We start from the raw sequence: 26534 nt of genomic DNA, 5'->3' as shown, positions 1-26534 counted from the left end.
GCCTTCGGATGAAATGTCCGAAGCGAATGGATGAAAAATAAGCGGCCCATCTGGGCCGCTTATTTTTTGTTCAGCGATTTCTCCTATGCCGCGCTGCCATTTTCGCCAAAGCCTCCTGCAGCGGCGAGGGCGCGAGCGATTCGGAGAGCGCGTGCAGCGCGTCCGCGCCGACTGGCGTCATGCGCGCCTGTTTGACCGGCGGCGGCTCCTTCAAAGGCTGCGGACGCACGCGAATCCTCAGCGCATTCACCGGCCAGCCGCGCTGCTGCAGATCCGACAGCAAGCGCGGCTCAATCTGGCGCAAGCGGGCGGCCAGCGCGTTGTGCCCGGCAAACAGGGCCAGCACGCCTTCCTTGATGAAGCTTGGCTCCACGCTCGTGGCCAGATAATCCGGCAGCAGTTCGCGCAAATCCTTTTCCAGAGCCGCAATCTGCTCGACGCCTGCGCGCAGGGCCACGAACGCGTCAGTGCGATTCAGCACTTCGGCGACGGGTTGCGGGCGGCGCGCTTTGAACTGCTTGGGCGGCGGCCTTGAAAAGGACGGAAAACGGCTCATGTTTGACAGTGACGGCGTGTTCGCACCCTATGTGCGCTCACGCCGCGATTGTACCGCGCGGGATGCACGCGGACCCGCCTCAATGCGTACCGTCGGACGTCGCCGGAGCGGGCTTCCTGTGCCTTGCCGCCGTCGCGCCGCTGACACAGGCGCGGGCGGGGGCGCGTGCTAAAATGCCCGATTCGAATTCACTCTTGGACTAAGCCGCCGAGGCCCTTCCGACCCCGGAGCGCACGTGCATGAACCGCACGCCGCGAACCAGCCGAAGCCGCGACGCAGACACCGATCCGATGACCACCGGTTTTCTACAGAAGATTTTTGGCAGCCGCAACCAGCGGCTAGTCAAGCAATATCAAAAGACCGTCACGGCGATCAATGCGCTCGAGCCGCAGATCGAGCAATTGACGGACGACCAACTGCGCGCCAAAACGGGTGAGTTCCGCCAGCGCGTCGCGAGTGGCGAGTCGCTCGACAAGCTTCTGCCGGAGGCCTTCGCGGTGTGCCGCGAGGCCAGCAAGCGGACGCTGAAAATGCGCCACTTCGACGTGCAGCTGATCGGCGGCATGGTCCTGCACTACGGCAAGATCGGCGAAATGCGCACTGGCGAAGGCAAGACGCTCGTCGCCACGCTGCCGGTGTACCTGAATGCGCTGTCCGGCCGCGGCGTGCACGTCGTCACGGTCAACGACTACCTTGCACAGCGCGACGCCGAATGGATGGCGCGTCTGTATAACTTCCTCGGTCTGTCGGTCGGCATCAATCTGTCGCAGATGGATCATGGCGCGAAGCAGGAAGCGTACGCCGCAGACATCACCTACGGCACCAATAACGAATTCGGCTTCGACTACCTGCGCGACAACATGGTCTACGAGACCGACGCGCGCGTGCAACGGGCCCTGAATTTCGCGGTGGTCGACGAGGTCGACTCGATCCTGATCGACGAAGCCCGCACGCCGCTGATCATCTCCGGCCAGGCCGAAGACCACACCGAACTGTATGTGCGCATGAATGCGCTGCCGCCGCTGCTCGAACGTCAGATCGGCGAAGAGAAGGCCGATGGCACCGGCGTCGAAAAACCGGGCGATTACACGCTCGACGAGAAAGGCCGCCAGGTCTTCCTGACGGAATCGGGCCACGAAAAGGCCGAGCGTCTGCTCTCCGAATGGGGCCTGATCGGCGAGGGCGAAAGCCTGTACGCGCCGCAGAACATCACGCTGATGCACCACGTGTACGCCGCGCTGCGCGCGCACACGCTGTTCTTCAAGGATCAGCACTACGTCGTCCAGAACGGCGAAGTCGTGATCGTCGACGAATTCACCGGCCGTCTGATGTCGGGCCGCCGCTGGTCGGATGGCTTGCACCAGGCGGTTGAGGCGAAGGAACACGTCAAGATCCAGAGCGAGAACCAGACGCTCGCGTCGATCACGTTCCAGAATTACTTCCGTATGTACGCGAAGCTGTCCGGAATGACCGGTACGGCCGATACTGAAGCGTACGAATTCAACGAGATCTACGGTCTCGAAACGGTCGTGATCCCGACCAACCGTCCGCCGAAGCGGATCGACAAGCAGGATCAGATTTACAAGACCGCCAAGGAACGCTACGACGCGGTGATCCGCGACATCCGCGATTGTCACGAGCGCGGTCAGCCGGTGCTGGTCGGCACAACGTCGATCGAAAACTCGGAACTGCTGTCGCATTTGCTGAAGCAGTCCGGGTTGCCGCACGAAGTGCTGAACGCCAAGCAGCACGCGCGTGAAGCTGAGATCGTCGCTGAAGCAGGCCGTCCGAAGCGCGTCACAATCGCGACGAACATGGCCGGTCGCGGTACCGACATCGTGCTCGGCGGCAACGCCGAAAAGCAGGCGTCCTTTATCGAAAAGGATGAAACGCTTTCTGACGATGAGAAGCAACGCCGCATTCAGAAGCTGCACGACGAATGGCAAGCACTGCACGATCAGGTGAAGGCCGCGGGCGGTCTGCATATCATCGGCACTGAACGTCACGAATCGCGCCGGATCGACAACCAGTTGCGTGGCCGTGCCGGCCGTCAGGGCGACCCGGGGTCGTCGCGCTTCTATCTGTCGCTGGAAGATCCGCTGCTGCGCATTTTCGCGGGCGACCGCGTGCGCGCGATCATGGACCGCCTGAAGATGCCGGAAGGCGAGGCGATCGAGGCGGGCATCGTGTCGCGTTCAATCGAATCGGCGCAGCGCAAGGTTGAAGCGCGCAATTTCGACGTTCGCAAGCAATTGCTCGAATACGACGATGTGTCGAACGATCAGCGCAAGGTGATCTACCAGCAGCGCAATGAACTGCTCGAAGCGAACGATATCACCGAAACCATCGGCGCCATGCGTCATGGCGTGATCAACGATATCGTTCACCAGTTCGTGCCGGCCGGCAGCATCGAAGAGCAGTGGGACGTGCCTGAACTGGAAGAAGTGCTGCGCAACGAATGGCAACTCGACCTCGCGATTCAGGAAATGATCAACGAGTCGAACTCGATCAGCGTGGACGAGATTCTCGAAGCGGTTGAAGCTGCTGCGGACGAAGCGTACGAATCGAAGGTCGAACAGGTCGGCCGCGAATCGTTCAGTGCGTTCGAGCGCTCGATCATGTTGCAAACGCTGGACCGCAGCTGGCGCGAACACCTGGCCGCGCTCGATCACCTGCGCCAGGGTATCCATCTCCGCGGTTACGCGCAGAAGAATCCGAAGCAGGAATACAAGCGCGAAGCGTTCGAACTGTTCGCTGCCATGCTCGACGCCGTGAAGCTCGAAGTCACCCGTGTGGTGATGAACGTGCAGATCCAGTCGCCGGAACAGTTGGAACAGGCCGCCGAGCAGTACGAAGAGCAAGCCAGCCACCTCGAAAACGTCGAGTTCCGTCACGCCGAATTTGCCGAAGCGGCAGCAGCAGCGCCTGCTGCTGCGGAAGCAGCCACTGCCGCGATGATCGGCGAGGCGATGAGCCACGGCTCGTCGCACGCCGTCGCGCCGGACCTGAGCGGGGACAACGTGCCGAAGGTCGGCCGCAACGACCCGTGTCCGTGCGGTAGCGGCAAGAAGTACAAGCAGTGTCACGGTAGGATTGCATAATGGCGAAAGCGGCGCGCTTTAAGCGCGCCGCTTCGTTTTACACAGCGCTTTGCTGGTGATTTCGCGGTGGTTCGGCAACGCGCCCGAACCATCAGTTTCCGTTTCCCTCGATGCCGGCGTCTGCCGGCATTTTCTTCGACAGGTCGCGACCATGGCTGTCAATTTTCCCTCGATCGATCCCGCTCAACTCCATCCCATCGCCGGCGTGACACTGGGCTGGGCGGAGGCGAATATCCGCAAACCGAACCGCAAGGACGTGCTGGTCATTTCCGTTGGCGAAGGTGCGACGGTAGGTGGCGTGTTCACACAGAACCGCTTTTGCGCCGCGCCCGTTACGGTGTGCCGTGAGAATCTGGAGCGCGTGCGTGCGGGCGGCAAGCCGATTCGCGCGCTCGTGATCAACACCGGTAATGCGAATGCGGGCACGGGCGAACCGGGCCTCGCTGCAGCACGCGAAACCTGCGCTGAACTCGCGAGTCTCGCGGACATCGCGCCGGAACAGGTGCTGCCGTTCTCGACCGGCGTGATTCTGGAACCGCTACCGGTCGATCGTCTGAAGGCAGGTCTGCCGGCCGCGCTGGCGAACCGCAAGGAAGCCAACTGGTACGACGCCGCCCAAGCGATTATGACCACTGACACCTTGCCGAAAGCGGCTTCGCGCCAGGTCACGATCGACGGCCACACGGTCACGCTGACCGGTATCAGCAAGGGCGCCGGCATGATCAAGCCGAACATGGCGACCATGCTTGGCTTCCTCGCGTTCGACGCCGCCGTCGCGCAACCGGTGCTCGACGCGCTGGTCAAGCACGTGGCGGACCGCTCGTTCAACTGCATCACAATCGACGGCGATACGTCGACCAACGATTCCTTCATCCTGATCGCGTCTGGCAAATCGAGCCTGCCCGCGATCACGTCCACCGACGCGCCCGCTTATGCAGCGTTGCGCGACGCGGTGACCGAAATCGCCCAGACCCTCGCACAACTGATCGTGCGCGACGGCGAAGGCGCGACCAAATTCATGACCGTGCAGGTCGAAGGCGGCTCGAGCGTAGGCGAATGCCGCCAGATCGCTTACGCGATCGGCCACTCGCCGCTCGTGAAGACGGCCTTCTATGCATCGGACCCGAATCTTGGCCGCATTCTCGCGGCTATCGGCTATGCCGGCGTGGACGATCTCGACGTCGGCAAGATCGATCTGTATCTGGACGACGTGCTGGTCGCCACTGCCGGCGGCCGCAATCCGGCCTACCGTGAGGAAGATGGCCAGCGCGTCATGAAAAAGAGCGAGATCGGCATTCGTGTCGTACTCGGCCGCGGCGATGCGCAAGCCACGATCTGGACTTGCGATCTGTCGCACGACTACGTGAGCATCAACGCCGACTATCGTTCGTAACCAGGTTCATTACGCGGCGTTTTGGCCGCTTATTTCACAGCCATGGACAAACTCGAAAAGTTTCTGACCCGGGCAGAAGCCGTACTCGTCCGCCTCGAAGCGATGCTTCCGCCCGCCGAACCGGAGATTGACTGGTCGGCGGCGGTTGCCTTTCGCTGGCGCAAGCGCCAGGGGCGTGGCTATCTGCAGCCGGTTCCCGCCATTTCGTCGATCACGCTCGACGACCTGCAAAACATCGATCGTCAGAAAGGATTGATCGAGCAGAACACGCTTCAGTTCGTGCACAAGCAGCCGGCCAATAACGTGCTGCTGACGGGTGCGCGCGGCACGGGCAAGTCGTCGCTGATCAAGGCTTGCCTGAACGCCTATGCGAAAGACGGCCTGCGCCTGATCGAAGTGGATAAAGACGATTTGCACGATCTCGGCGACATCGTCGATCTGATCGCGCAACGGCCGGAGCGTTTCGTGGTGTTCTGCGACGACCTCTCGTTCGAAGACGGCGAGTCGGGCTACAAGGCGCTGAAGGTCGCGCTGGATGGCTCGATCGCTGCGCAGTCAGACAACGTGCTGATCTACGCAACGTCCAACCGCCGCCATCTGCTGCCCGAGTACATGAGCGACAACGAGACGTACAAGCACATGGCCGACGGCGAGATTCATCCGGGCGAACTGGTCGAAGAAAAGATCTCGCTGTCCGAGCGCTTCGGGCTGTGGGTGAGCTTCTACCCGTTCAAACAGGACGACTACCTGTCGATCATCGGCCACTGGCTGCGCTATTTCGGCTGCGACGACGCAGAAGTCGAAGCGGCGCGCGGCGATGCGCTGGTATGGGCGCTGGAGCGCGGTTCGCGCTCCGGGCGTGTCGCGTGGCAGTTCGCGCGCGACTGGTCCGGCCGGAAGGCCCCGGCATGAGCGACGCGCAGAAGAATGCCGCTGGCCGCCCGGTGACGGAAGTCGCCGTCGGCGTGCTGATTCAGCCAGACGGACACTATCTGCTGGCGCAGCGCCCGGCCGGCAAGCCGTACGAAGGGTATTGGGAGTTTCCGGGCGGTAAGCTGGAAGCGGGCGAGTCGGTCGAGGCCGCACTAGCCCGTGAACTGCACGAGGAGCTGGGTATCGACGTCAAGGCGAGCCATCTTTGGCACACGCTCGAACACGACTACCCGCACGCCTATGTGCGGCTGTTCTTCTGCAAGGTGACGCAGTGGTCCGGTGAACCGCACGGCCGGGAAGGTCAGGCGTTTGTCTGGCAGACGCTGCCGGCGGATGTCTCACCGTTGTTGCCGGCGACGATTCCCGTGCTGGAATGGCTCGCGGCTGAGAAAAACTAGAAAACTGATTCGTGGTTGCAGGCGGCGCTGCGCGAGCAGCGTCGCCGCGCGCGACTGCATCGCATCGCTGCGTGAGTCTGCCGCCCTCAGTGTGGGTTGTAATCCCCAGTAGGCGATTCATCTGACGGCGCTTCTTCATCCGTGCCGCCTATCTTGTACTTCTCAGCGGCCCAGGCGCCGAGGTCGATCTGCTTGCAGCGGTCGGAGCAGAACGGGCGGAAGCGGTTTTCAGGGGTCCAGCGGACATCCTTCCCGCAAGTGGGGCATTTGACGACAGTAGGCATACGGTCAGGCAGTCAATCGGAAACGGAACAAGTAACGAATATAGGGGCATTTTTCGCCGGTTCAAAGGCGCGGCCCCGCGATTCACTTCTACAAGGCGGGCGTTACAGCTTGGCTTACAGGCTGCAAAGCGTGAGCTGGAACGGCACGTCGACATCGACCGCGCGCGGACGGAGATCGCCGTCCTGCACGGTGAATCGCACCCAGAGCATGTACTTGTTAGCACTCGCCTCTGGAATCACGCGCAATTCAGGCGCCACCCGTACCTGCATCAACTGGTATGAACGGCCCGACAGCATCTGCTGATAGCTGCCCTGCATGGCCATGACCTTGGACGCCTGACCCGATTCGCGTGCGAGGCGCAGCACGATGGTTGCCGCGTCGCGCAACGGCAGCAGCGGCGTGACCCATTTGGCGATGTCCTGCCGACGCTGATCGGGATGGATCTGTTGCCATGCGTAGTACGAAGGCAAATCGAACTTGCAGGTGCCGCCCGGGATGATCGCGCGGCTGCGGATGCTGGCGAGCCACTCATTGTCTGCCAGATGCTGGCCGGTCTTGCCCTGCATCTGTGAAAGCCCCGCCAAGGTCTGCTCGATTTCTCCTAGCACCGCCTCCAGCGCGTTCTGCTCGATGCCCGGATTGCCGCGGAACGGCGCCAGCGTTTGCCGTTGGCGCTCGAGCTCCTTCATCAGATCGGACTTCAGATCCGCACGACCCGCAACCTCTGAGATTTCGAACAACGTTGTCAGTGCGACGTGATGTTCCCTGGCGTCTTCCTGAGTCAGAAAGAACGTGAAGCGCTCGAACAGATCTTCGAGGCGCAATAGCGTCCGGATTCGCTCGTTGAAGGGATACTCGTAAAGGATCAAGCGGGCTCGCCTCGGGCGTGGTCGGTGACGGGAATGCAGAACATTCTAATGCCGTGAGACTACCCTAGCAATCACGCACTTTTTCAGCGCGAATTCGCAACTTTTTTCACGTGTTTCGGGTGGGTTTCGGCGTGCTTTGGTTCGTGTGCCACCGCGAAGCTCAACAAACCGACGTGGGACGCGGCGCACGGCCGCGTGTTGTCATGCGCCCGCTAGCGACAGATAGACGCGATGCTGCGCATCGACGTGCGCCTTGAGCGCGTCGAACGGTGCGTTGTCGTTCTCGATGACGTCGTCGGCAGCGGCGAGGCGTGCTTCGCGCGTCGCCTGGCGGGCGATGATCGCCAGCACCTGTTCACGGCTGAACCCGTTGCGACTCATCACGCGCGAGATTTGCGTCTCGACGCTGCAATCGACCGTCAGCACACGATTCACGCGCGTCTTCCAGTTACCTGACTCCACCAGCAGAGGTACGACCACGATCACGTACGGCCCTTGCGCCTCACGCTGCTCGCGCTCGGTCTCCGCACGAATCAACGGATGCGTGATGCCTTCCAGGCGTTTGCGCGCGCCGTCGTCGCTGAACACCAACGTGCGCATGCGGGCGCGGTCGAGCGAGCCGTCTGCCGCAACGAACGAATCGCCGAACTCCGCGGCGATCTGTGGCATCGCAATGCCGTGCGGCGTTGTGATGCGGTGCGCGATCAGGTCCGTGTCGACAAGCGGTACGCCGTGCGCGGCGAACAGGTCGGCCACGGTCGATTTGCCGCTGCCTATGCCGCCGGTCAATCCCACAGCAAACATGCTTCAGCCCCCCAATGCCAGGTAAAGCGGTGTGCCGAGAAATAGCGTAACAGCACCGCCCGCTGCGAGAAATGGCCCGAACGGCAGTGGCTCAGAGAAGTGCATGCGGCCGCGCCACGTCGCCGCGAGACCGACCACCGCGCCAGCGACCGCCGCGATCAGCACGATCTGCGGTAGCGCCGCCCAGCCGAGCCACGCGCCGAGCGCAGCCAGCAGTTTGAAATCGCCATAGCCCATGCCTTCGACGCCGCGTACCAGACGGAACAGCCAATGTACGGCCCACAGCATCAGGTAGCCGAAGATCGCGCCCAGCACGGCATCGTGGAGGCTTGCGAACGTGCCGTTGAAGTTCACGATCAAGCCGGCCCACAGGAGCGGCAGCGTCATGGAGTCAGGCAGCAGATGTGTATCGATATCGATCGCGCTCATTGCGAGCAATGCGGCGCACAGTCCGAAGGCGGCGAGTGCCATGCCGGTCGGCCCGTACAGTGCGAGCGCCCCGGCCGCGAAGGCGGCGCTGGCGATTTCGAGCAGCGGGTAGCGCAGACTTACGTGTGTCTTGCATGCGGAGCAGCGCCCGCGCAACAGCAAATAGCTCAGTACCGGCAGGTTCTCCCATGCGCTGAGCACATGGCCGCAATGAGGGCACGCGCTGCGCGGCACCCACAGGTTGTAGCGGGCGGGCAAGCCGTCGCCTTCGAGGGGTTGTTCGGTGGCCTCGCTGACTTCCTCGCGCCACGCACGCTCCAGCATGATCGGCACCCGATGCACGACCACGTTCAGGAAACTGCCGATCACCAGGCCGAATACGATCACGAATGCGATCTGCAGGCCGCTGGGCAAGCTGCCGAACGCGAGGCCGAGACCTGATGCGAAGTGGCCGGGCAGCAGGCCCGAAATGAGGCTGGAAGAAGTATCTGACACGAGCGGAATAGTGGCCTGCATATAAAAGGGTGGGATTCGGCTGCGATGCTACACTACGTTGCCGAGTTGAATAATGGGAAGATACATCGCGATCACCAGGCCGCCGACCAGCGTGCCCAGCACGATGATGACAAGCGGTTCGCACAGGCTCGAGAGCGTGCCGATCTTTTCGTCTACCTGCCGATCGGCGAGCGACGCCACATCGATCAGCATCGTGTCGAGCGCCCCGGACTCCTCGGCAACCGCAACCGGCTGCACGACCTCCGGCGGAAAGCAGTGCGCCGCGCGCATGGCCGCGGCAAGCCGTTCGCCGCGCCGCAGCCGGGCGGCAATTTCCACAGTGGCGCGATCGAAGAAAGCGTTGCCGGTGGCGTGAGTCAGTGAATCGAACGCGTCCGCGAGCGGTGTGCCGGCCGACAGCAAGGTGCCGAGCGCGCAGCTCCAGCGCGCCGCGCACAAGGTGCGCAGCAACGGACCGGCGACCGGCATTGTCAGCGATAAGCGCGCGAAGCGGATGCGCGCTGCTTCGGAACGTCGTAACAGAAACGTCACAACCGAGCCCGCTGCGAAGATCACGACGGCCAGAGGAATGCTCCATCGCGCGGCACCCGCCGACAAAGCCAGCACGAACTGCGTGGGGGCGGGCAGTTGCGCGCCGAAGCCGTCGAAGATCTGCTTGAAGGTCGGCACGACCCAAACCAGCAGCGCTGCGGTAATGGCAATTGCCAGCAACAGGATCGCGACCGGATAAGTGAGTGCGGCGCGCACCTTGGCACGCTGCGCGGCGGCGCGTTCGCGGTCGTCGGCAATCCGGGCAAGGACGGCCGGCAGCGCGCCGGCTGCTTCGCCGACTTCGACGAGCTGACAGTACAGCGCGTTGGACTGCGCAGGATGTCGCTGCAATGCCGCGGAGAAGCGCAGGCCACGGGTGATGTCGCGCGCCAGCGCGCCGACGATCCGCGGCATGCCTTGCCGGCGTGAATGCTGCGCTTGCGCCAGCAGTTCCAGCGAAGGTGCGAGTGGCAAACCGGCGCGTAGCAGACTGGCGAGCTGGCGGGTGAACACCGTGACGTCGATGGTGCGGGTTTGGGGACGTGGCGCCGGCCCGCGTGCCGCGAGTTCGACGATGAACAGCTTTTTACGCTTGAGCATGGCTCGCGCGGTGCTGACGTCTGGCGCAATGAGCGCACCGGTTTTCTGTACACCGTCGGCATCGACGCCGCGCCATCTGAAGCGCATCTCGGCCGCTGGCGGTGGGTGAGTCGCTGCAGTGCTCATGCGACCTCGGTAGCGGCCAGCGCTTCGGCAAGACTTGTCGTGCCGTCGCGCACACGCGCCAAGGCTGCGGCGCGCAAGGTGGTGACCTGTTCAGTGTGCGCGAGCCGGGCCAGCTCGTGGGTGCCTGCGCGTGCCACGATCAACTCACGCATCGCATCGGACACAGGCATGACCTGGTGAACCCCGACACGGCCCCGATAGCCGATATCGTGGCAGGCTGCGCATCCGGTGGCGGTGAATAGTTGCCAGCCGTCGAGCTGATCGTCGGCGAAACCCGCTGCCCGCAGCGCCGCCACCGATTGCCGAGCGGGTGCGCGGCACGCTGCGCAGAGCCGCCGCACGAGCCGTTGTGCCGTCACCATCCTGAGCGCGGCGGCGAGGTTGTACGGCTCGACGCCGATGTCGATCAGGCGCGCGACGGCAGCAGGCGCGTCATTCGTGTGCAAGGTCGACAGGACGAGGTGGCCGGTCTGCGCGGCCTTCACGGCAACATCGGCGGTTTCGTCGTCGCGGATTTCTCCAACCATGATCACATCGGGGTCCTGACGGAGAAACGCACGTAGTGCCACCGCGAATGTCAGGCCGGCCTTTTCGCGCACGCTGACCTGATTGATACCCGCCAACTGGATTTCCGCCGGATCCTCCACCGAGCACAGATTGCGCGCCTCATCGTTGAGCATGTGCAGGAAGCAGTACAGCGACAGCGTCTTGCCGCTTCCGGTGGGCCCGGTGACGAGCACGAGGCCGTGCGGCGCGCGAATCGCGGCATCGACGGCTTCGCGTTGTTGTGGATCGAGGCCGAGCGAGTCGAGCGAAAGATCGGTGGGTAGCGCGTCGAGCCTGCGCAACACCAGCTTTTCGCCGAACAGGGTAGGCAGCGAGTTGACGCGATAGTCTTCGACGCGGCCGGGTGACGTGGCAATACGCAGCCGGCCGTCCTGCGGCACGCGCCGCTCGGCGATATCCATGCGCGCCAGCACCTTCACGCGCGTGATGAACGCGTCGCGCAGATGCGCGGGAGGCTGAGGGATTTCATGCAGTACGCCGTCGATGCGCAAACGCACGCGCCAGCCATGTTCCGCCGGCTCGATGTGCAGGTCCGACGCATTGCGGCGGGTTGCTTCCTGCAGCGTGTCGGTTAAGAGGCGAACGGCAGGCGCGTTGTCGGAATCGACGAGACTCGCGTTGAGGTTGGCACTGACACTGGCATCGGCCGGAAAGGTGTTGTGCCTGGGTTTGGCTGGGCTTTCGCTATCGAATGCGACGGGCCGCAACGACGCCGCGCGTTGAAAAGAACCTTGCATGAGCGACCGGTGATGAGCCGCCTGTAGAACACGACGACTTCATCATCCGGTAAGGCCGCCAACACCACCATTCAGCCAATCGGCTAATGGCGCGCGTTGCGCCACTGTGCGATGCTCTGCGGCGTGCGGGGCTTAGCCGCGCGCGGCCTTGACGGCCTTTGCACCCGCGCGAGCGGGCGGTCTGAACAGCTTGACGGTGCGAATCGCCTGGTCGTCGCTGCGCATCACTTCGAGTTTCACCTCGCCGATCTGCACGCACACGTCACCATCGGGAATCTCTTCGAGTATTTCGAGAATCAACCCGTTGAGCGTCTTTGGTCCGTCGGTCGGCAGTGTGAGATGCAGCCAGCGGTTCAGTTCGCGCAGCGGCATGCTGCCCGCAACGATACATTCGCCGCCCTCGTTCCAGCCGCCGCGCGAATTGGCGCTACGCGGAATCGACGTGGTGAATTCGCCGATCAACTCTTCGATGATGTCTTCCGGCGTGACCAGCCCTTGCAGCTCGCCGTACTCGTTCACGACCAGCGCCGTACGGTGACGGCTCTCCTGGAAGTACTGCAGTTGCTGGAATACTGGCGTACCGGTCGGCACGAAATACGGCTCGGCCAGCAACTCGCGCAGTGTCTCGCGCTCCAGTTCCTGGTTGTGCAGCGCAGCCAGTGTCTTGCGCACGTGGAGCACGCCGAGCACCCGGTCGATGTCGCCTTGATAGACGATCAGCTTGTTGTGATAACAGGTTTCCAGCTGATGCAGGATCTGTTCGAACGGCGCGTCGAAGTCGAGCGCTTCGATGCGGCGGCGCGGGATCATCACGTCGTCGACGGAGATGTTCTCGAGGTCGAACAGGTTCAGCAGAATGCTGCGGTGCTTGGTCGGCATGAAGCTGCCTGATTCGAGCACGATGGTGCGCAGCTCTTCGGTGGAAAGCCGCTGATCGTGCGCGCCTTTGGTATTGATATGCAGCACGCGCAAGATCGTGTTCGCGAACAGATTGACGAACCAGACGAGCGGCTTGCCGACTCGCATCATTGGTGCAATCAACAGGCTGGCCGGCAGCGCGATCTTCTCCGGGAACGTCGCGCCGACGATCTTCGGCGTGATTTCCGCGAACACGATGATCAGGAACGCGACGATGCCGGTCGCGATTGACAGCACCACATTGTTATGGCCGAAGGTATGCAACGCGATCGAGGTGGTGAGCACCGGGATAATCGTGTTGAAGAGATTGTTGCCGATCAGGACCACGCTCAACAGCTGGTCGGTGTGTGCCAGAAGACCCTGAGTGGTCTTCGCACCGAGCGCATTCTTATTGGCAAGGTGTTTCAGGCGATGGCGGTTGATCGCCATCATCGCCGTTTCGGAAATCGAAAAAAAGCTGGAGCAGATAAGCAGCAGAAAGACGGCGCCAATCTGCGCCCATAAGGGAAGTTGTTCCACGCGTTGTGAAAGATAGGGGACGGGATGGAGAGAATATAGCAGAGGGGGCTGGGCTAACCGCCTGTGCGGATGGCCTAAGACGCTCAGGACAAGTCGCACGCAACGGCATGCCGTTGACGAGGTGCAGAAAAATCGCGACCCAAAACAAAAAACCGCCAAGCAAGCTGGGCGGTTTTTCGAGCCTTGAACTAACAAGGCAAATCTGGTCGGGGTGAGAGGATTCGAACCTCCGGCCTCTACGTCCCGAACGTAGCGCTCTACCAGGCTAAGCTACACCCCGATCTGTACTGCTGGACTCTTACGGTGTTTCAGTCTCGTTCAAGACTGTCTTGCCGTCGAGTAAGAACATAATTCTAGCAGACTATCTTTGAAAATGGAATCGGGAAATGAAGAAATTGCTGCAGCTGCTGCCAGCGCTTCCTGCTTCGCGCACTCGAGCGTGTGATCCAGTGCGCCGGAACGCGTGATCGCTTCGAAAATGGTGTCGAAACGGTCCGTGCCGCCTTGCTCGATGGCTTCCCGTGCGAGCGCCGACTGCTCAGGCGTGCCGCGTTCGATCAGATAAATGAGCGGGAGCGTGGGTTTGCCTTCGCGCAGATCGTCGCCGGCGTTCTTGCCCATCGATTCAGCCGTGCCCGTATAGTCGAGCCAGTCGTCCATGATCTGGAACGCGGTGCCGATACGGCGGCCGAATTCCGCCGCCGCGGCTTCCGTCTTTGCATCCGAACCGGCCAGCACCGCCCCGAGTTGGGCGGCGGCTTCGAACAGCTTGGCCGTTTTGTAGCGGATCACCTGCATGTAGCGCGTTTCGTCCACGTCGGCGTCGTGCATGTTCAGCAACTGCAGCACTTCGCCCTCGGAGATGATGTTGGTCGCCTCCGACAGGATTTCCATCACGCGCATCTTGCCCACGCCGACCATCATCTGGAACGAGCGCGAGTACAGGAAGTCACCGACCAGGACGCTCGCGGCGTTGCCGAACAGCGCGTTGGCGGTCTGGCGGCCGCGCCGCAGGTCGGATTCGTCGACCACGTCGTCGTGCAGCAGCGTGGCCGTGTGGATGAATTCCACCACCGCCGCCAGTTCGTGGCGATGCCCGGTGGTTTCGCCCAGTGCACCCGCCATCAGCAATAGCAGCGCGGGCCGTAGCCGCTTGCCGCCTGCACTGATGATGTACTCGGAGATCTGATTGATCAGCATCACGTCGGACGCCAGACGGTGCCGTATGACGCGATTGACCTGCTGCATGTCTTCGGCGATCGGAGCGAGCAGGCTGGCGGCGTTGGAGGAGGGGGTGGCAGTCGACGACATGATGGCTGAGTTGGGTAGTGCCGCGAATTATAAGGCGAATCGTGGCAGTTCCGGGTCGCAGGCTGCGGCACGGCGCGACGGAGGCCGCGGCAGGGCCGCGTGCCGGGGCTGGACGGCAAGGCGCCGGGCGGTGCGCGCGGCGACGCTCAATGAGTTTTGACCGAGCAGCTAACTCTATGTATAATCACGGGTTTCCGCGCGCGGTGCGTGGGAAAAATGAACACAGAGTGAGGTTCTCAATGTACGCGGTCATAAAAACCGGTGGCAAGCAATATAAGGTTGCCGTCGGCGAAAAACTTAAAGTAGAACAGATACCGGCAGACATTGACGCTGAAATCACGCTCGACCAGGTTCTCGCAGTGGGCGAAGGCGAATCGATTAAGTTCGGTACGCCGCTGGTCAGTGGGGCTTCCGTCAAGGCTACCGTCGTGTCGCAAGGTCGTCACGCAAAAGTGACCATCTTCAAGATGCGTCGCCGGAAGCACTACCAGAAGCATGGCGGCCACCGCCAGAACTATACCGAACTGCGCATCGACGCGATCAACGCGTAAGCGCACCGGTTAAGGAGCAAATCAAATGGCACACAAAAAGGCAGGCGGATCATCCCGCAACGGCCGCGACTCTGAATCGAAGCGTCTCGGCGTCAAGGTTTACGGCGGTCAGGCCATCAACGCTGGCGGCATCATCGTGCGTCAACGTGGCACGCGCATGCACCCGGGCGAAAACGTCGGTATCGGCAAGGATCACACCTTGTTCGCGCTGACGGACGGCCACGTCAATTTCTCGACGAAGGGCGCAGCGAAGAAGCACATGGTCAACGTCGTCCCGGCAGCAGTCTGAGTTTACTCAGGCACGGGCTTCAGGACCGGAAAAAGGCCCCGCGAAGTTCGCGGGGCCTTTTTTATTGCAGCGTCTTTTGCCTGAAGAATGGGCGGATTGAGTGGCCATGTCGGCGCGGTTAGCCGATCGGCTGATTGCTCACCGCACGGCGGGCGCGGCAAAATAGCATCATCTGAAAGCATCAACCCAGCAGCACCATCTAGCAGTACACCACGGGACGGAGTTACGCATGAAGTTCATTGACGAAGCGAGGATTGAAGTCATCGCCGGCGACGGAGGGGATGGCAGCGCGTCGATGCGCCGCGAGAAATTCGTTCCGTTCGGCGGCCCGGATGGCGGCGACGGCGGGCGGGGCGGCAGCGTGATCGCGGTCGCGGACCGCAACATCAATACGCTGATCGACTACCGCTACGCGAAAAAACATTTGGCGCGCAACGGCGAAAACGGCCGCGGCGCGGACTGCTACGGCAAAGGCGGCGACGACATCACGTTGCGCATGCCGGTCGGCACGACCATTTCCGATATGGAAACCGGCGAACTGATCGCCGACTTGACCGAGCACAACCAGAGCGTGCAAATCGCGCAAGGCGGCGCGGGCGGTCTCGGTAACCTGCATTTCAAATCCAGTACGAACCGCGCGCCACGTCAGAAAACCGACGGCAAGCCGGGCGAGCGCCGCATGGTGCGCCTCGAATTGAAGGTGCTGGCCGACGTCGGTCTGCTCGGCATGCCGAACGCCGGCAAGTCGACCTTCATCGCGTCGGTGTCGAACGCGCGGCCGAAGATCGCGGATTACCCGTTCACCACGCTCGCACCGAATCTCGGCGTGGTGCGTGTCGGGCCGAGCCGTAGCTTCGTGATCGCCGATATTCCTGGTTTGATCGAAGGTGCGGCGGAAGGGGCCGGCCTCGGCCACCAATTCCTGCGTCACCTGCAACGTACCGGCCTGCTGCTGCATATCGTCGACCTCGCACCGTTCGACGAAGCAGTCGATCCGGTCGCGGAGGCCAAGGCGATCGTCAACGAGCTGCGCAAGTACGACGAGTTGCTGTATGAGAAACCCCGCTGGCTCGTGCTGAACAAGCTCGACATGGTGCCGGAAGACGAGCGTGAAGCGCGTGTGTCGGCATTCCTCGAAGGCTTCGGTTGGGATGGCCCGGTGTTCGAAATCTCGGCGCTGACCGGCCAGGGCTGCGAAAGTCTTTGCTACGCGATATATGACCACATCGCCGCGCATTCGGACGCGCAGCGCGCGGCCGAAGCCGAAGATCTCGCCGCTGATGTGCGCTTCCGCGAGAAGCCAGAAGCGCCGGCCGCTGCGCCGGACGACTCCAGCGTCGACCCGCAGTAATAACAAGCCTGAGCGCCGGCGCCTGTAAGGGTCGCCGGCATGCATCACGCGTCATCTTGGGAGACCGCGCACAATGCGTTCCGTCATCGCAGATTCACGGCGATTGGTAGTGAAAGTCGGCTCGAGCCTCGTCACGAATGACGGGCGCGGCCTCGATCATGCTGCGATCGGCCGCTGGGCCGCTCAGATTGCCGCACTGCGCGCGCAAGGCAAGGAAGTGGTGCTGGTCAGTTCGGGCGCCATTGCCGAAGGGATGCAGCGGCTCGGCTGGACCAAGCGGCCACGCGAGATCGACGAATTGCAGGCGGCCGCCGCGGTCGGTCAAATGGGTCTCGCGCAAGTCTACGAAAGCCGCTTTGCCGAACATTCGATCCAGACCGCGCAGATTCTGCTGACCCACGCCGATCTGGCCGACCGCGAACGCTATCTGAACGCGCGCTCCACGTTGCTGACGCTGCTGCGTCTTGGCGTCGTGCCGATCATCAACGAGAACGACACCGTTGTCACCGACGAAATCAAGTTCGGCGATAACGACACGCTGGGCGCATTGGTCGCGAATCTGATCGAAGGCGATGCGCTCGTGATCCTCACCGATCAGCAAGGTCTCTTTACCGCCGACCCGCGCAAGGATCCGAACGCAACACTGGTTCAGCAGGCAGATGCTGGTGCGCCGGAGCTCGAAGCAATGGCGGGCGGTGCTGGTTCGAGCCTGGGGCGTGGCGGTATGCTGACCAAGATTCTCGCGGCCAAACGCGCGGCGCACAGCGGCGCCAATACGGTCATCGCGAGCGGTCGTGAAGCGGACGTGCTGTCACGGCTGGCCTCGGGCGAGGCGATCGGCACGCAGTTGATCGCTCGCACTGCACGCATGGCGGCGCGCAAGCAATGGATGACTGATCACCTGCAGGTGCGTGGTCATGTCGTGATCGACGATGGCGCAGTCGAAAAGCTGACCGAAGGCGGCAAGAGCTTGCTGCCGATCGGTATCGTCGGCGTGCAGGGCGCGTTTGCGCGCGGCGAAGTGATCGCCTGCCTAAGCGCGGCAGGGCGTGAAGTTGCACGTGGCCTGACGAACTACAGCAGTGCGGAAACCAAGCTGATCCAGCGGCGTCCGAGCGGCGAGATTGAATCGGTGCTCGGCTACATGCTGGAGCCTGAGTTGATCCACCGCGACAACCTCGTGCTGGTCTGATCTCCGGACAAAGTACGCGCCAAAGACAAAAAAGCCGTTCCAGCGTGAGCTGGAACGGCTTTTTCACGTCCGCGGCGTCTTCCAGATTCGAAGTGCGCTCGCGAAGCCTGCCTTAGTGAACCAGTGAGGTCTGCGTGCGCTTGTAGCGGATGTTCTCGACAATCTGCTTCGCGTTGCCGATGGGTATCTTGTTCGCGCAGAAATAATCCTGATACAGCGCTGCCTGATAGGCGTTCAGCGCGCCATTCTCGATGCGCCTGAAGTCGTTGGCGACGGTCTGGTCCCAGCCGTCGTGATCGGCGTTCAGCCCAGCGTACTGGCGCCATTCATACGTGTCGCAGCGAATCCCTTCGTAGTTCACGTTGCGCGCGCCGCTTGGGCTTGTCACGACCACCGTGTAGCGCACCACGCCGTCGGTGCCGACGCTCAACGAGTTTCTATCGATCGAGAACTGCAGCGGGGTGTTGCCGGAGACATCGAAAGGAAGAAGATTCGAGTCTTGTGGCAGCGGCGGCAACGTGTCCACCTTGTTCTCCACCCAGTTGCTCGGCCGGTCCAGCAAGTAGGCAAACGCGCTGTCGTCTTTATTTGTGGGTTTGCTGGCGCAACCAGCCAGCAGGGCGCCGGTGGCGACGCACGCCACGACGAGAGCAAGTGCTTTCAATATGGTTTCCTCGAAACACGGGTGCGGCTCATTGAGCCGCACCCGCAGAGGCGGCGTGGACAAGCCGCACAGAGTTGTTAATTGCTTACGCCAGGGCGGAACAGCGAGCCGGCGGTTTCGCGCTCCGATTCGTCTTCGTGTTCCGACTCGGAGCCAACCTCGGCTACCGACCCGGAGCCCGGACCGCAATCAGACACGATCGTCGTGTGAATCGACGTTTCGATGCTGAGTGTGGTCACCGAGGCAGTGACCGTCATCATCGTCGAATCCGGCGGACTTTCCATTGACGACGCTATCCGGGGATAACGCGGCCCATGGTGCCCGCCAGGTTTTTCCGCACGCGGCGCAGCCCGGCGCATGAAACGGGATAGCTCCGTCAGCGCCAACTGATACACATCCCGCTTGAACTCGATCACACAGTCGAGGGGCACCCAGTACTCGTTCCAGCGCCACGCATCGAACTCAGGGTGGTCAGTGGCGCGCAAGCATATGTCGCAATCGCGTCCAACCATCCGGAGCAAAAACCAGATTTGTTTCTGGCCGCGGTAATGACCGCGTACTTCGCGCTTGATGAACTTGTCAGGCACCTCGTAACGCAACCAGTCGCGCGTGCGACCGATCACCTTGACGTGCTCAGGAAGCAGCCCGGTTTCTTCGTGTAACTCCCGATACATCGCTTGCACAGGGGTCTCTCCGTACTTGATGCCCCCTTGCGGAAACTGCCAGGAATGTTCACGGAGCCGTTTGCCCCAAAACACCTCGTTGTGCGCGTTCAAGAGGATGATGCCGACGTTCGGGCGAAAGCCTTCACGATCCAGCATACAACCACCTTCGAATCCTTTAAAATTGCTTTGATTATAAACAGATAACGGACCCGACGCACCGATTCGCACCAGATTGGAACGATTCGCCGCAAAAGGCCCGCGTTTGCGGTAGCCTGTTAGTCTTTCCGTGCCTTATCCCTTGCTGCAAAGGCTTTGCGCGGCGGTTTCAGCGCCGCGATCGGGGCGTTTTTGCCGGGGTTTTGCCTGGGTATCAGGGTGTTTGCCGGGTCTGAGTCGGGTCCTGACCAGACTTTGGCCGGGTGTTCGGCGAGTCCGTGCCGGCTCCAAGCCGGGTCTGTGTCGATTTCCTCACCGTTTTCACCTTTCGGGCGGTCCCTCCGGAGCCGCCGCTTTTGGAAAATCTGAATGAAAGCTTCCCGTTTCTTTATCGGCACGCTGAAAGAAGCGCCTGCCGACGCCGAGATTGTCAGCCACAAGCTCATGGTGCGCGCCGGCATGATCCGCCGCGTCGCCGGTGGCATCTATAACTACCTGCCAGTCGGCCTGCGTTCGATCCGCAAGGTGGAAGCCATCGTGCGCGAAGAAATGAACCGGGCAGGTGCAATCGAACTGTTGATGCCGGCCGTGCAGCCGGCCGAACTGTGGCAGGAATCGGGCCGTTGGGAAAAATACGGCCCCGAACTGCTGCGCTTCAAAGATCGCAAGCAATCCGATTTCGTGATCGGCCCGACCCACGAAGAAGTGGTCACGGACATCGCGCGCGGCCAGATCAAGAGCTATCGCCAGTTGCCGGTGAACTTCTATCAGATCCAGACGAAGTTCCGCGACGAGATCCGTCCGCGTTTCGGCGTGATGCGCGGCCGCGAGTTCATCATGAAAGACGCGTACTCGTTCGACAAAGACGCGGAAGGCCTGCGCGAGTCGTATCGCAAGATGTACGACGCGTACGTGCGGATCTTCACGCGCCTTGGTCTGGATTTCCGCGCCGTGGCCGCGGACAACGGTTCGATCGGCGGCAGCGGCTCACATGAATTCCACGTGATCGCCGACACCGGTGAAGACGCGATCGCCTATTGCCCGACCTCGGATTTCGCTGCGAACGTTGAAGCGGCTGAAGCTTTGCCGCTTTACACGGAACGCGCGGCGCCGACCGAGGAAATGAAGAAGACCGCAACGCCGGGTAAAGCAAAGTGCGAGGCCGTGGCTGAGCTCTTGAACATCCCGCTCGAGCGCACGATCAAGTCGATCATCCTCGCCACGGAAAACGAAGGCGCTGAACCGACTATCTGGTTGCTGATGCTGCGCGGCGATCATGAGCTGAACGAGATCAAGGCAAGCAAGCTGCCGGGTCTGGCGGACTTCCGCATGGCGACCGAAGCCGAGATCATCGAGACCTTCGGCACGCCGCCGGGTTACCTCGGCCCGATCAACACGAAGAAGCCGATCAAGGTCGTCGCGGATCGCACGGTCGCGAACATGAGTGACTTCGTGGTGGGTACGAACGAAATGGATTACCACACCACCGGCGTGAACTGGGGCCGCGATCTGCCGGAGCCGGTCGTCGCCGATATCCGCAATGTGAAGAAGGGCGATCCGTCGCCGGACGGCAAGGGCGTGATCGAAATCTGCCGCGGCATCGAAGTCGGCCACGTGTTCCAGCTCGGCAAGAAGTATTCGGAAGCGATGAACGCGACCTGCCTCGACGAGACGGGCAAGCCGCAGCCGATGGAAATGGGCTGCTACGGCATCGGTGTCACGCGTATTCTGGGCGCGGCGATCGAACAGAATTTCGACGACAAGGGCATCATCTGGCCGGAATCGATCGCGCCGTTCGTGGTCGTGCTGTGCCCGATGGGTTACGACCGCAGCGAAGCGGTGCGTGAGCAGGCCGACAAGCTGTACGCGGAGTTGGTTGAAGCGGGCATCGACGTGATCCTCGACGATCGCGGCGAACGCCCGGGCGTGATGTTCGCCGACTGGGAGCTGATCGGCGTGCCGCATCGTCTGGTGATCGGCGATCGTGGTCTCAAGGACGGCAAGCTGGAGTATCAAGGGCGCCGCGATGTTGAAGCGACGCTGCTGCCGGTCGAAGACGCCGCGCAAACGGTGATCGGTAAAGTTCGCGCCGCGTTGGCGCAGTAAGCGGAGCGGACGGTGGAGTACACCTTCCTGTCCGCGACCATCCTGCTGATTTTGATCACCGACCCGCTCGGCAACATTCCGCTCTTCATCAGTTGTCTGCGGGGTGTGTCGCCGAAGCGGCGTTCGGTCGTCATTCTCCGTGAGGTGGCGATCGCTTTCGCGATCCTGCTGGTCTTCATGGTGGTTGGTGACGGCTTTCTGCGCATGATGAGTCTGACCGACCAGTCGCTACGCATCGGCGGCGGGATCGTGCTGTTTCTGATCGCGCTCAGAATGGTGTTCCCGCATCCGGACGGTCCGTTCGGCGGCGACACGCGGGGCGGCGAGCCGCTCATCGTGCCGCTCGCTATCCCAGCGTTGGCGGGCCCATCGGCGCTGGCGACGGTGATGCTGCTGACGTCACAGGCGCCCGGCAAGATGTTCGAATGGATCGGTGCGCTGACCGTCACGATGATCGTCTGCGCGATCGTGCTGATGCTGGCGGAGCGCATTCAGGCGTGGCTCGGCGAGCGCGCGATGATGGCCTTCGAGCGGCTGATGGGATTGGTGCTGGTGGCGATCTCAGTCGAAATGATGCTCGGCGGTATCCGCTCTTTTGTGCATCAACTTTGAGTGAGACCCGATGCGGGTTTCAACACGGTAGCGCGTTGGTGTTATCAACGGCCTGACAAACAAAAAAGCAGCCCGCGGGCTGCTTTTTTTACGCCAATGCGCGCCGTAAATGGCGCTGCTGGACCAGCAACGCTCAGGCGCCCTCGGTCAACGCCCGAATGGTCGGCAGGTTGCGCCAGTAGCCCTTGGCGTCCATTCCGCAACCGAACACGTAGCGGTCCGGCACTTCGAATCCACAGTAATCCGGACGCAGCGGCTTGGCCTTCGGAATGATCTTCTCGCACAGCACCGCGCTCAGGAAGCGCTTCGCGCCCATCGCGAGAATGCGGTCGCGGATCGCGGCCATCGTCTCGCCTTCGTCGAGGATGTCGTCGAGCACCAGCACGACGCGATCCTTCACCGACTCGGCCGGCGCCACGCGCCACTGCATCTCGTTGCCACCCTTGGTGGTGTTGCGATAGCGGGTCAGGTGGATGTAGTCGAACTCGAGCGGGAAATCGAGGTGCGGCAGCAGCATGCCAGTGAACACCGCCGCGCCGCCCATCACCGACAGCACGAGCGGGAAGTCCTCGCTCATCTCGTCGCGGATGGCGGCCGCCATGCCGCTGATCGACGCGTTGACGTCGTTGGCCGAAACAATTTCTTCGGAGTGGCTATAGATGTGGAGAGCTTCTTCGCGGTTCATGACGTCTGACGGGCGGTAACTGTATACATAGTGTGGGTGAGAACGCCCCGAAGGAAGTCCTCTTTGGGGACGGCGGTGTGCGGTTCAGAATAAACCCGCACAAATCCGGAATCAGCCGCGCGTGCCGTTGTTCATGCATGGAACCACGCGCGCCGCCGTCTTGCTAAAGCTTAGCGCATGCCGGGCATCATGCCCTTCATGCCGCGCATCATCTTCTGCAGATTGCCGCCCTTCAGCTTCTTCATCATCGTGCGCATCTGGTCGTACTGATTCAGCATGCGGTTGACTTCCTGCACCTGCACGCCCGCGCCAGCGGCGATGCGGCGCTTGCGGGTGGCCTTGATCAGGTCGGGCTTGGCGCGTTCCAGCGGCGTCATCGAATTGATGATGCCTTCCATGCGGCGCATCTGCTTTTCGGCCTGGCCCATGTTGGCGCCGGCGGCGGCTTGCTGGAACTGGGCCGGCAATTTGTCCATCAGCGACGACAGGCCGCCCATGCCCTTCATCTGGGTCAACTGCGCGCGGAAATCGTTGAGGTCGAAGTCGCCGCCTTTCTTGACCTTGTCAGCGAGCTTCTGCGCGGCTTGAACGTCCACACCGCGTTGCGCTTCTTCGACGAGGGCGAGAATGTCGCCCATGCCGAGAATCCGGTTCGCCATGCGATCCGGATAGAAGACTTCGAGACCGTCGAGCTTTTCGGCGACACCGACGAACTTGATCGGCTTGCCCGTCACGTGACGCACGGAGAGCGCCGCGCCACCGCGCGAGTCGCCGTCGAGCTTGGTGAGGACCACGCCGGTGAGCGGCAATGCGTCGCTAAAGGCCTTCGCGGTATTGACGGCATCCTGACCGAGCATCGCGTCGACCACGAACAGCGTTTCCGCAGGCTTCAGCGTGCTGTGCAGCGCGGTGATTTCCTGCATCATCGCTTCGTCGATACCCAAGCGGCCGGCCGTGTCGACCAGCAGCACGTCGTGGTAGTGGCGCTTGGCCCAATCCACCGCGGCGATCGCGATATCGACCGGTTTCTGATCCGGTTCCGACGGGAAGAAGTCCGCGCCGACCTGCTCGGTCACCATCTTCAACTGCGCAATAGCAGCCGGGCGGTAAACGTCGCACGAAACGGTCAGGACCTTCTTCTTGTATTTTTCGCGCAGGAGCTTGGCGAGCTTGCCGACCGTGGTCGTCTTACCGGCGCCTTGCAGACCCGCCATCAGGATGACGGCCGGCGGCGTGACGGCGAGATTGAGCTCGACCGCCTTGCCTTCATAGTCGCCGCCGATGATCGCGGTCAGCTCGCGCTGCACCACGCCGACCAGCGCCTGACCCGGCGACAGGCTGCTGAGGACCTCCTCGCCGAGCGCTTTTTCCTTCACCTTGGCGATGAACTCGCGCACGACGGGCAGCGCCACGTCCGCCTCGAGGAGCGCGAGGCGCACTTCGCGCAGCATTTCCTGAGTGTTCGCCTCGGTGAGCCGGGCTTCGCCGCGCAGCGTCTTGACGACGCGCGCCATCCGTTGAGTCAGATTGTCGAGCATGGGGAGCGATGAACAGTGCGGCCGGAGCGGGGCGCGATGCGGGAGACGTCGCGGAGCAGGGGCCTAGTGTAAACTTCGAATATGGATATTGTACTGTATGCCCTCACTGCGCTCCTCTACGGCGGTCTCGCCGTGGCCGGCTGGCGCTCGCACCGGCACGCCGCCGTGCGCCCCATGCTCGAGAGCGTGCCGCCGGTGCCCGTCGCCACGGGCCTGTCGGCTTCATCGGCCGCCTCGGGCATGAGCACGTCGGGACGCGCGCTACTGTTCGTCGCGCTGCTCGCGCACGGCGTGCTGCTGCATACCACCATCTTTCCCCAAAACGCGATGGTGTTCGGTTTTGCGTTCGCGTTGTCGGCGATGTTCTGGCTCGGCGCCGGCATCTACTGGATCGAGAGCTTTTTCTTTCCACTCGACGGCCTTCGCCTGCTGGTGTTGCCGCTCGCCTGCGTCGCTTCTTTATTACCGCTGGCGTTCAATGGCGTACGCGTGCTGCCGTATTCGGCCGCGCCAATGTTCAAGCTGCACTTCCTGATCGCCAATATCGCGTATGGCTTGTTCGCGATCGCGGCGCTGCACGCGATTCTGATGCTGCTGGTCGAGCGGCGTTTGCACGCAATGCGCGGCGGCGTGTCGCAACGGAATGCGGCTGCTGCGGGCAACGGCTGGTTGTCGAGCTGGCTCGATACCTTGCCGCCGCTGCTGACACTGGAAAAGCTGTTGTTCCGTCTGATCGGCGCCGGCTTCGTGCTGCTTACACTGACGCTGGTGTCGGGCATCCTGTTCAGCGAGCAACTGGTCGACCGCGCATTGCGGCTGGATCACAAGACTGTCTTCGCGATTCTTTCCTGGGTGATGTTCGGCGCGCTGCTGACCGCGCGCAAGGTTTCCGGCTGGCGCGGCCGTGCGGCATTGCGCTGGGTGCTGGCGTCGTTCGTCGCGCTGTTGCTCGCGTACGTCGGCAGCCGTTTTGTATTCGAGGTGCTGTTGCACCGTGCTGTAGTGTGAGTGTCCTGCTATGCGACAAATTTTTCTGCTGATCCTGTTGTTCATTGTTGGCCAGTGGCTGGTCAAGGCGCTGCGTCGTCATGACGCTCAAGCGCCGCAACGCACGGGTGCCGGGGCGAATGGCGCCGCGGGTGCGGGCGGTGCACAAGGCGCGAACGGCGGGGCGCGTGGGCCCAATGCGCCGCAAGCGCAGCCGCAGCTCGCCGAGCCGATGATCCGTTGTACCGAGTGCGGCGTGCACGCGCCGAAGAGCGACTCCGTGGTGGTGGCGGGGCAGCCGTTCTGCAGCGCCGCGCACGCCCAGCGTCACGGCGCGCGACCCACGGGCCGCGACGCTCGATGAGCGTCGCGTTCACCGTCGATGCCGACGGTTGGGTCAGCGCCGCACGCAAACTGCCATCGCCGAATTTCGAAGCGCGGCCCGAAGGGGCTGTGCCGACGCTGATCGTCGTCCACAACATCAGCCTGCCGCCCAATGAGTTTGGCGGCACGGCGATCGCCGAGCTGTTCCTGAACACCCTCGACTGCGACGCTCACCCTTACTACGACACGCATCTGCGCGGCGTGCGGGTGTCGGCGCATTTCGTGATTCATCGCGACGGCGCGCTCGAGCAATTCGTGTCCTGCAACGAGCGGGCATGGCACGCCGGGCCGTCGAATTTTTTCGGCCGCGAGCGCTGTAACGATTTCTCGATTGGCATCGAGCTGGAGGGCAGTGATACGACTGCTTTCGAAGCGGCGCAATACCGCACGCTTGGTGCACTTGTGACGGCGCTCAAGACCCGCTATCCGGTCGAGGGCGTCGCCGGTCACTCTGACATCGCCCCCGGTCGCAAGACCGATCCAGGGCCGCATTTCGAGTGGCAGCGTCTGCAGCGCGATACCGCGTTGGCGGATCAGTACTTCCCCTATCTCAAGTTTTCCAAAACGCTGTAACGACCCTTCGCGCGACCTCGCGTGATGCGAGGAGAACAAGGCGCTGCCTTGTTCTCCGGGGAGTCGGCTTCGCGTCGCGCTATGCAAAAGTCAAGCCTTTGAAAGCAAATAAAACGATTTGACCTGTCTTGAAACTACACTATACTTGGTGCCTGAAATTCAGTTTCGCACTATATCTTGTGTCCGGT

Annotated in this window: 26 protein-coding genes and 1 tRNA gene; 13 read left to right on the top strand and 14 right to left on the bottom strand. The window is 62.2% G+C overall.

What is annotated here, in order from left to right; all coding sequences use genetic code 11:
* Window positions 1–70: 70 nt before the first annotated feature.
* Window positions 71–556, bottom strand: coding sequence for a DciA family protein (locus tag GNZ12_RS02065; protein WP_074282122.1), 486 nt, complete (start codon window positions 554–556; stop codon window positions 71–73).
* A gap of 290 nt (window positions 557–846) precedes the next feature.
* Here GNZ12_RS02065 and secA point away from each other — a divergent pair, with 290 nt between their 5' ends.
* The 4 genes from secA (at window position 847) to GNZ12_RS02045 (ending at window position 6381) form a co-directional block, all read left to right on the top strand.
* Entirely contained in the window at window positions 847–3657 is a 2811-nt protein-coding gene (secA, locus tag GNZ12_RS02060; RefSeq protein WP_172308787.1) for a preprotein translocase subunit SecA, read from the top strand.
* A 151-nt stretch (window positions 3658–3808) separates the two neighbouring features.
* Window positions 3809–5050, top strand: coding sequence for a bifunctional glutamate N-acetyltransferase/amino-acid acetyltransferase ArgJ (argJ, locus tag GNZ12_RS02055; RefSeq protein ID WP_172308770.1), 1242 nt, complete (start codon window positions 3809–3811; stop codon window positions 5048–5050).
* 42 nt (window positions 5051–5092) lie between these two features.
* Window positions 5093–5962, top strand: a complete 870-nt coding sequence (locus GNZ12_RS02050; protein WP_172308769.1) for an ATP-binding protein — start codon at window positions 5093–5095, stop codon at window positions 5960–5962.
* A complete protein-coding gene (locus GNZ12_RS02045; RefSeq protein WP_159000773.1) occupies window positions 5959–6381 on the top strand; it encodes an NUDIX domain-containing protein in 423 nt (140 codons plus the stop codon). Before GNZ12_RS02050 ends, GNZ12_RS02045 begins: the two co-directional genes overlap by 4 nt.
* Before the next feature lie 86 nt (window positions 6382–6467).
* On the opposite strand, the gene yacG is transcribed toward GNZ12_RS02045, so the two are convergent.
* The 9 genes from yacG to GNZ12_RS02000 all read right to left on the bottom strand — a co-directional run bounded on the left by yacG (window position 6468) and on the right by GNZ12_RS02000 (window position 14593).
* Window positions 6468–6665: a DNA gyrase inhibitor YacG gene (gene yacG, locus GNZ12_RS02040; protein ID WP_172308768.1), complete on the bottom strand. Its 198-nt coding sequence runs from the start codon at window positions 6663–6665 to the stop codon at window positions 6468–6470.
* A gap of 114 nt (window positions 6666–6779) precedes the next feature.
* Window positions 6780–7535, bottom strand: coding sequence for a cell division protein ZapD (gene zapD, locus GNZ12_RS02035; RefSeq protein ID WP_091798841.1), 756 nt, complete (start codon window positions 7533–7535; stop codon window positions 6780–6782).
* Between the two features lie 201 nt (window positions 7536–7736).
* Window positions 7737–8339, bottom strand: a complete 603-nt coding sequence (coaE, locus tag GNZ12_RS02030) for a dephospho-CoA kinase (protein WP_172308767.1) — start codon at window positions 8337–8339, stop codon at window positions 7737–7739.
* A gap of 3 nt (window positions 8340–8342) precedes the next feature.
* Window positions 8343–9284, bottom strand: a complete 942-nt coding sequence (locus tag GNZ12_RS02025) for a prepilin peptidase (protein ID WP_172308766.1) — start codon at window positions 9282–9284, stop codon at window positions 8343–8345.
* Window positions 9285–9311: 27 nt separating this feature from the next.
* A complete protein-coding gene (locus GNZ12_RS02020) occupies window positions 9312–10541 on the bottom strand; it encodes a type II secretion system F family protein (protein WP_172308765.1) in 1230 nt (409 codons plus the stop codon).
* Window positions 10538–11845, bottom strand: coding sequence for a GspE/PulE family protein (locus GNZ12_RS02015; protein ID WP_172308764.1), 1308 nt, complete (start codon window positions 11843–11845; stop codon window positions 10538–10540). Before GNZ12_RS02015 ends, GNZ12_RS02020 begins: the two co-directional genes overlap by 4 nt.
* 132 nt (window positions 11846–11977) lie before the next feature.
* A complete protein-coding gene (locus tag GNZ12_RS02010) occupies window positions 11978–13282 on the bottom strand; it encodes an HlyC/CorC family transporter (RefSeq protein ID WP_172308763.1) in 1305 nt (434 codons plus the stop codon).
* A 203-nt stretch (window positions 13283–13485) separates the two neighbouring features.
* A tRNA-Pro gene (locus GNZ12_RS02005) sits at window positions 13486–13562 on the bottom strand.
* Between the two features lie 38 nt (window positions 13563–13600).
* Window positions 13601–14593 (bottom strand): polyprenyl synthetase family protein, encoded by a 993-nt coding sequence (locus tag GNZ12_RS02000; protein ID WP_074282147.1) that lies wholly within the window; start codon window positions 14591–14593, stop codon window positions 13601–13603.
* Between the two features lie 239 nt (window positions 14594–14832).
* Here GNZ12_RS02000 and rplU point away from each other — a divergent pair, with 239 nt between their 5' ends.
* From rplU to proB, 4 genes are all read left to right on the top strand, one after another.
* The gene (rplU, locus tag GNZ12_RS01995) at window positions 14833–15144 is read left to right on the top strand and encodes a 50S ribosomal protein L21 (protein ID WP_007180329.1); all 312 of its coding nucleotides are present in this window, start codon (window positions 14833–14835) and stop codon (window positions 15142–15144) included.
* A 25-nt stretch (window positions 15145–15169) separates the two neighbouring features.
* Window positions 15170–15433, top strand: coding sequence for a 50S ribosomal protein L27 (gene rpmA / locus GNZ12_RS01990; RefSeq protein WP_007180330.1), 264 nt, complete (start codon window positions 15170–15172; stop codon window positions 15431–15433).
* Window positions 15434–15662: 229 nt separating this feature from the next.
* Window positions 15663–16784: an Obg family GTPase CgtA gene (gene cgtA / locus GNZ12_RS01985; protein WP_172308762.1), complete on the top strand. Its 1122-nt coding sequence runs from the start codon at window positions 15663–15665 to the stop codon at window positions 16782–16784.
* A 73-nt stretch (window positions 16785–16857) separates the two neighbouring features.
* The gene (gene proB / locus GNZ12_RS01980) at window positions 16858–17976 is read left to right on the top strand and encodes a glutamate 5-kinase (RefSeq protein WP_172308761.1); all 1119 of its coding nucleotides are present in this window, start codon (window positions 16858–16860) and stop codon (window positions 17974–17976) included.
* A gap of 112 nt (window positions 17977–18088) precedes the next feature.
* Here the strand turns inward: proB and GNZ12_RS01975 are convergent, their stop codons facing one another.
* Window positions 18089–18640: a CNP1-like family protein gene (locus tag GNZ12_RS01975; RefSeq protein ID WP_172308760.1), complete on the bottom strand. Its 552-nt coding sequence runs from the start codon at window positions 18638–18640 to the stop codon at window positions 18089–18091.
* Between the two features lie 77 nt (window positions 18641–18717).
* Window positions 18718–19461: an RNA pyrophosphohydrolase gene (locus GNZ12_RS01970; protein WP_172308786.1), complete on the bottom strand. Its 744-nt coding sequence runs from the start codon at window positions 19459–19461 to the stop codon at window positions 18718–18720.
* Window positions 19462–19830: 369 nt separating this feature from the next.
* Here GNZ12_RS01970 and GNZ12_RS01965 point away from each other — a divergent pair, with 369 nt between their 5' ends.
* Together GNZ12_RS01965 and GNZ12_RS01960 are read left to right on the top strand one after the other, a co-directional pair.
* On the top strand, window positions 19831–21567 hold the full coding sequence (locus tag GNZ12_RS01965; RefSeq protein ID WP_172308759.1) for a proline--tRNA ligase: 1737 nt from the start codon (window positions 19831–19833) through the stop codon (window positions 21565–21567).
* 12 nt (window positions 21568–21579) lie between these two features.
* The gene (locus GNZ12_RS01960; protein ID WP_172308758.1) at window positions 21580–22179 is read left to right on the top strand and encodes a MarC family protein; all 600 of its coding nucleotides are present in this window, start codon (window positions 21580–21582) and stop codon (window positions 22177–22179) included.
* Between the two features lie 133 nt (window positions 22180–22312).
* Here the strand turns inward: GNZ12_RS01960 and GNZ12_RS01955 are convergent, their stop codons facing one another.
* A complete protein-coding gene (locus GNZ12_RS01955) occupies window positions 22313–22864 on the bottom strand; it encodes a hypoxanthine-guanine phosphoribosyltransferase (protein WP_074282154.1) in 552 nt (183 codons plus the stop codon).
* A 170-nt stretch (window positions 22865–23034) separates the two neighbouring features.
* The gene (ffh, locus tag GNZ12_RS01950) at window positions 23035–24402 is read right to left on the bottom strand and encodes a signal recognition particle protein (protein WP_172308757.1); all 1368 of its coding nucleotides are present in this window, start codon (window positions 24400–24402) and stop codon (window positions 23035–23037) included.
* An 81-nt stretch (window positions 24403–24483) separates the two neighbouring features.
* On the opposite strand from ffh, the gene GNZ12_RS01945 reads away from it, so the two are divergent.
* The 3 genes from GNZ12_RS01945 to ampD are packed head-to-tail and all read left to right on the top strand — an operon-like array spanning window position 24484 to window position 26346.
* Window positions 24484–25410 (top strand): cytochrome C assembly family protein, encoded by a 927-nt coding sequence (locus tag GNZ12_RS01945; protein ID WP_172308756.1) that lies wholly within the window; start codon window positions 24484–24486, stop codon window positions 25408–25410.
* 10 nt (window positions 25411–25420) lie between these two features.
* Window positions 25421–25753, top strand: a complete 333-nt coding sequence (locus GNZ12_RS01940; RefSeq protein WP_172308755.1) for a PP0621 family protein — start codon at window positions 25421–25423, stop codon at window positions 25751–25753.
* Window positions 25750–26346 (top strand): 1,6-anhydro-N-acetylmuramyl-L-alanine amidase AmpD, encoded by a 597-nt coding sequence (gene ampD, locus GNZ12_RS01935; protein WP_172308754.1) that lies wholly within the window; start codon window positions 25750–25752, stop codon window positions 26344–26346. The genes GNZ12_RS01940 and ampD overlap by 4 nt, the downstream gene beginning before the upstream one ends.
* Window positions 26347–26534: the final 188 nt, after the last annotated feature.

Origin of the sequence: Paraburkholderia solitsugae (assembly GCF_013177695.1) — a bacterium.
Taxonomy (GTDB): domain Bacteria; phylum Pseudomonadota; class Gammaproteobacteria; order Burkholderiales; family Burkholderiaceae; genus Paraburkholderia; species Paraburkholderia solitsugae.
The sequence above is the reverse complement of the archived record's forward strand: the minus strand, read 5'-3'. Positions and strand labels throughout refer to the sequence as shown.

Coding starts and splice junctions, on each gene's coding strand:
- GNZ12_RS02065 (WP_074282122.1), bottom strand. CDS start 556: ATGAGCCGTTTTCCGTCCTTTTCAAGGCCGCCGCCCAAGCAGTTCAAA.
- secA (WP_172308787.1), top strand. CDS start 847: ATGACCACCGGTTTTCTACAGAAGATTTTTGGCAGCCGCAACCAGCGG.
- argJ (WP_172308770.1), top strand. CDS start 3,809: ATGGCTGTCAATTTTCCCTCGATCGATCCCGCTCAACTCCATCCCATC.
- GNZ12_RS02050 (WP_172308769.1), top strand. CDS start 5,093: ATGGACAAACTCGAAAAGTTTCTGACCCGGGCAGAAGCCGTACTCGTC.
- GNZ12_RS02045 (WP_159000773.1), top strand. CDS start 5,959: ATGAGCGACGCGCAGAAGAATGCCGCTGGCCGCCCGGTGACGGAAGTC.
- yacG (WP_172308768.1), bottom strand. CDS start 6,665: ATGCCTACTGTCGTCAAATGCCCCACTTGCGGGAAGGATGTCCGCTGG.
- coaE (WP_172308767.1), bottom strand. CDS start 8,339: ATGTTTGCTGTGGGATTGACCGGCGGCATAGGCAGCGGCAAATCGACC.
- GNZ12_RS02025 (WP_172308766.1), bottom strand. CDS start 9,284: ATGCAGGCCACTATTCCGCTCGTGTCAGATACTTCTTCCAGCCTCATT.
- GNZ12_RS02020 (WP_172308765.1), bottom strand. CDS start 10,541: ATGAGCACTGCAGCGACTCACCCACCGCCAGCGGCCGAGATGCGCTTC.
- GNZ12_RS02015 (WP_172308764.1), bottom strand. CDS start 11,845: ATGCAAGGTTCTTTTCAACGCGCGGCGTCGTTGCGGCCCGTCGCATTC.
- GNZ12_RS02000 (WP_074282147.1), bottom strand. CDS start 14,593: ATGTCGTCGACTGCCACCCCCTCCTCCAACGCCGCCAGCCTGCTCGCT.
- rplU (WP_007180329.1), top strand. CDS start 14,833: ATGTACGCGGTCATAAAAACCGGTGGCAAGCAATATAAGGTTGCCGTC.
- rpmA (WP_007180330.1), top strand. CDS start 15,170: ATGGCACACAAAAAGGCAGGCGGATCATCCCGCAACGGCCGCGACTCT.
- cgtA (WP_172308762.1), top strand. CDS start 15,663: ATGAAGTTCATTGACGAAGCGAGGATTGAAGTCATCGCCGGCGACGGA.
- proB (WP_172308761.1), top strand. CDS start 16,858: ATGCGTTCCGTCATCGCAGATTCACGGCGATTGGTAGTGAAAGTCGGC.
- GNZ12_RS01970 (WP_172308786.1), bottom strand. CDS start 19,461: ATGCTGGATCGTGAAGGCTTTCGCCCGAACGTCGGCATCATCCTCTTG.
- GNZ12_RS01965 (WP_172308759.1), top strand. CDS start 19,831: ATGAAAGCTTCCCGTTTCTTTATCGGCACGCTGAAAGAAGCGCCTGCC.
- GNZ12_RS01955 (WP_074282154.1), bottom strand. CDS start 22,864: ATGAACCGCGAAGAAGCTCTCCACATCTATAGCCACTCCGAAGAAATT.
- ffh (WP_172308757.1), bottom strand. CDS start 24,402: ATGCTCGACAATCTGACTCAACGGATGGCGCGCGTCGTCAAGACGCTG.
- GNZ12_RS01945 (WP_172308756.1), top strand. CDS start 24,484: ATGGATATTGTACTGTATGCCCTCACTGCGCTCCTCTACGGCGGTCTC.
- GNZ12_RS01940 (WP_172308755.1), top strand. CDS start 25,421: ATGCGACAAATTTTTCTGCTGATCCTGTTGTTCATTGTTGGCCAGTGG.
- ampD (WP_172308754.1), top strand. CDS start 25,750: ATGAGCGTCGCGTTCACCGTCGATGCCGACGGTTGGGTCAGCGCCGCA.